The following is a 2,807-nucleotide window of genomic DNA, read 5'->3' as shown; positions in this document are numbered from 1 at the left end:
AAGCTCGATCTGCAACGTCGCGTGCCCGATCCTGTAGCTCTGCTTCAGCGTACGTGCGCAATCGATCAGGAAGGCGTCGCCGGGATGGCCGCCCGGCATCACGAGGTGACAGGTCATCGCCGTCTCCGTCGTGGAGATCGGCCAGACATGCAGATCGTGAAGGGCGGCGACGCCGGGCCGCTGCTCGAGAAAGCTGCGGACGGCGTCGACATCCGTGCTCTCGGGAGCGGCGGCCATCGACATGTCGAACGAGCTGCGCAACAGCCCCGTGGTGCTCCACAGGATCGCCGCGCAGATGACGAGGCTCATCACCGGATCCAGCCACAGCCAGCCGGTCAGGAGCGTGGCCGCCGCCGAGGCGACGACGCCGGCGGAGAGCGCGGCGTCGCCAGCCATGTGCAGGAACGCACCGCGGATATTGATGTCGCCATGCCGGCCGCCGGCGAACAACAGCGCGGTCGCACCGTTGATGAGGATGCCGATGCCGGCGACGATCATCACGGTGACGCCCACGATCGGCTCGGGGTCGCGCAGCCGCAGAATGGCTTCCCATCCGATCGCGCCGGTGGCGACCAGGAGAAAGACGCCATTGGCGAGGGCCGCCAGGATCGAAGAGCCGCGGAAGCCGTAGGTGAAGCGGCCGCTCGGCGCCTGCCTAGCGGCGACCGAAGCCGCCCAGGCCACCAGCAGTCCGAGCACGTCGCCGAGATTGTGGCCGGCATCGGCGAGCAGCGCCGTCGAATTGGCGAGATAGCCGTAGAAGGCCTGCGCCAGCACCAGCGCCGTGTTCAGCGAAATGCCGATCGCAAACGCCCGCCCGAAGCTCGCGGGCGCGTGGACGTGACCGCCACGGTGATCATGGACGTGCCCATGATCATGATGATGGTGACCATGATGATCGTGATCGCGGGATCGATCATTGTCGTTCGGCATGACAGCCCTTCCTTCGACCCTCACGTTGCAGTAGGCCACCAACCGCAAGTACTCTCGCGTCGGTGCCGTGGCAAGCGCGGCGGACCGAACGGCCTACGCCTGGCAGAGACACACGGCCTATATCCGCGGTGTCATCGCAACGTATCCGAGGAAGACGATGAAGAGACCGAACGCGCTGAGAATGGCTGTCACGCTCCTTGCCGCCATGGCGACCACGTCGGTCGATGCCGGAGCCTATCCGGACCATCCGGTCAGGATCGTGCTGCCGTTCGGCGCCGGCGGCGTCGCCGACGTCAGCGCGCGCATCGTCGCCGACAGGCTCGGCGAGCGTCTCGGCCAGCGCTTCCTGATCGAGAACATGCCGGGCGCCGGCGGCATCACCGCCGCGAAGTCGGTGATATCGGCGTCACCGGACGGCTACACGCTCGGCCTCGTGAGCAACGGAACCGCGATTAGCGCTGCGCTGTTCAAGCGCCTGCCGTTCGATGCAGCCACGGATTTCGAGATGATCTCGATGCTCGGCAGCTTCGACCTGGTTTTCGCGGTTGACGCCGCCTCGCCCTACAAGACGCTGGCCGACTTCATCACGGCCGCCAAGGCTGCGCCGGGCAAGCTCGACATCGGCACCGTCACGGTGGGCAGCACGCAGAACCTCGGCGCCGAGCTGCTCAAATCGGCGGCCGGCATCGACGTGCAGATCGTGCCGTTCCGCAACTCGCCCGACATCGTCGTCGGGCTGCTGCGCAACGACGTGCAGATGATGCTGGACTTTCCCGCTGCGGTGAAAGGCCAGGTCGACGACGGCAAGCTGCGACTGCTTGCGACCTCAGGGGTGAAGCGCTCACCCTCGATGCCGAGCCTCGTGACCGCGGCCGAAAGCAGCGTAAAAGACTATGAGGTGACGTCCTGGAACGGCCTGTTCGCGCCGCACGGGACGCCGCCGGCCATCATCGCCCAGCTCAACGCGACGCTGAAGGAGGTGCTGGCGGAGCCCGACATCAAACAACGCCTCAACGATCTCGGCATCGAGTCGCGGCCGAGCAGTCCCGAGGAGTTGATGGCGCTGTTCAAGGCCGATGTGAAGAAATGGGATGCCGTCATCCTCAAGGCCGGCATCGAGAAGAAATAGTCGGGAGGGAAGGAGATGCCTGGGCAGCCATTGTCCATCGCCATCGTCGGCGCCGGCATGGGCGGACTGGCCGCCGCCGCCACGCTGCGGCAGATCGGCGCCGACGTGCAGGTCTACGAGCAGGCGGCGCGCTTCGCGCGCATCGGCGCCGGCATCCAGATGATGCCGAACTCGATGAAGGTGTTGCGCCATATCGGCATCGAGCCGCGCCTGCGCGAGGTTTCGTTCGCGCCCTATTCACATCTCAACCGGATCGGCGACAGCGGCGAGATCACGCGCGAATTGCCGATGCCGGAAAGCCTTTATGATGCACCCTATCTGTGCATGCATCGCGGCGACCTGCACGACGCGCTGCTGTCGGCCGTCCCCGCCGATACCGTCCATACCGGCAAGAAGCTCGTTGGCCTCGATCAGGCGAACGGCGGCGTGACCTTAAGCTTTGCCGACGGCTCGCGGGCAGCCGCCGATGCCGTGATCGGCGCCGACGGCGTGCATTCGACGGTGCGGGAGCTGATCGTCGGCAGCGACGCCCCGGTACACAAGGGCCGCATCGCCTACCGCGCAGTGTTTCCCGCCGCACTGATGAACGGCAGGGACCTCGGCGCCTCGCGCACGAAATGGTGGGGGACCGACCGCCACATCGTGATCTACTACACGACGCGGACGAGAAGCGAGGTCTACTTCGTCACCAGCGTGCCCGAGCCGTTCGAGGGGCTCACCCGCGAATCCTGGTCGGCCAAGGGCG

3 protein-coding genes are annotated in these 2,807 nt (G+C 66.3%); 2 read left to right on the top strand and 1 reads right to left on the bottom strand.

Features of this window, described 5'->3' with window-relative positions; genetic code table 11:
* The coding region (locus tag JOY90_RS25945; protein ID WP_291693959.1) for a cation diffusion facilitator family transporter at window positions 1-933 on the bottom strand (933 nt) is incomplete at its 3' end.
* 157 nt (window positions 934-1,090) lie between these two features.
* Here JOY90_RS25945 and JOY90_RS25940 point away from each other — a divergent pair.
* Both JOY90_RS25940 and JOY90_RS25935 read left to right on the top strand, forming a co-directional pair.
* Complete coding sequence (locus JOY90_RS25940) at window positions 1,091-2,062, top strand: tripartite tricarboxylate transporter substrate binding protein (RefSeq protein WP_291693958.1); 972 nt, start codon at window positions 1,091-1,093, stop codon at window positions 2,060-2,062.
* A gap of 15 nt (window positions 2,063-2,077) precedes the next feature.
* A partial coding sequence (locus JOY90_RS25935) for an FAD-dependent monooxygenase (RefSeq protein WP_291693957.1) occupies window positions 2,078-2,807 on the top strand: 730 nt, incomplete at its 3' end.

The sequence above is a fragment of the Bradyrhizobium sp. genome, from assembly GCF_019242285.1.
Taxonomy (GTDB): Bacteria; Pseudomonadota; Alphaproteobacteria; order Rhizobiales; family Xanthobacteraceae; genus Bradyrhizobium.
Note: the sequence above shows the minus strand (reverse complement) of the source record. Positions and strands in the feature narration are given on the sequence as shown.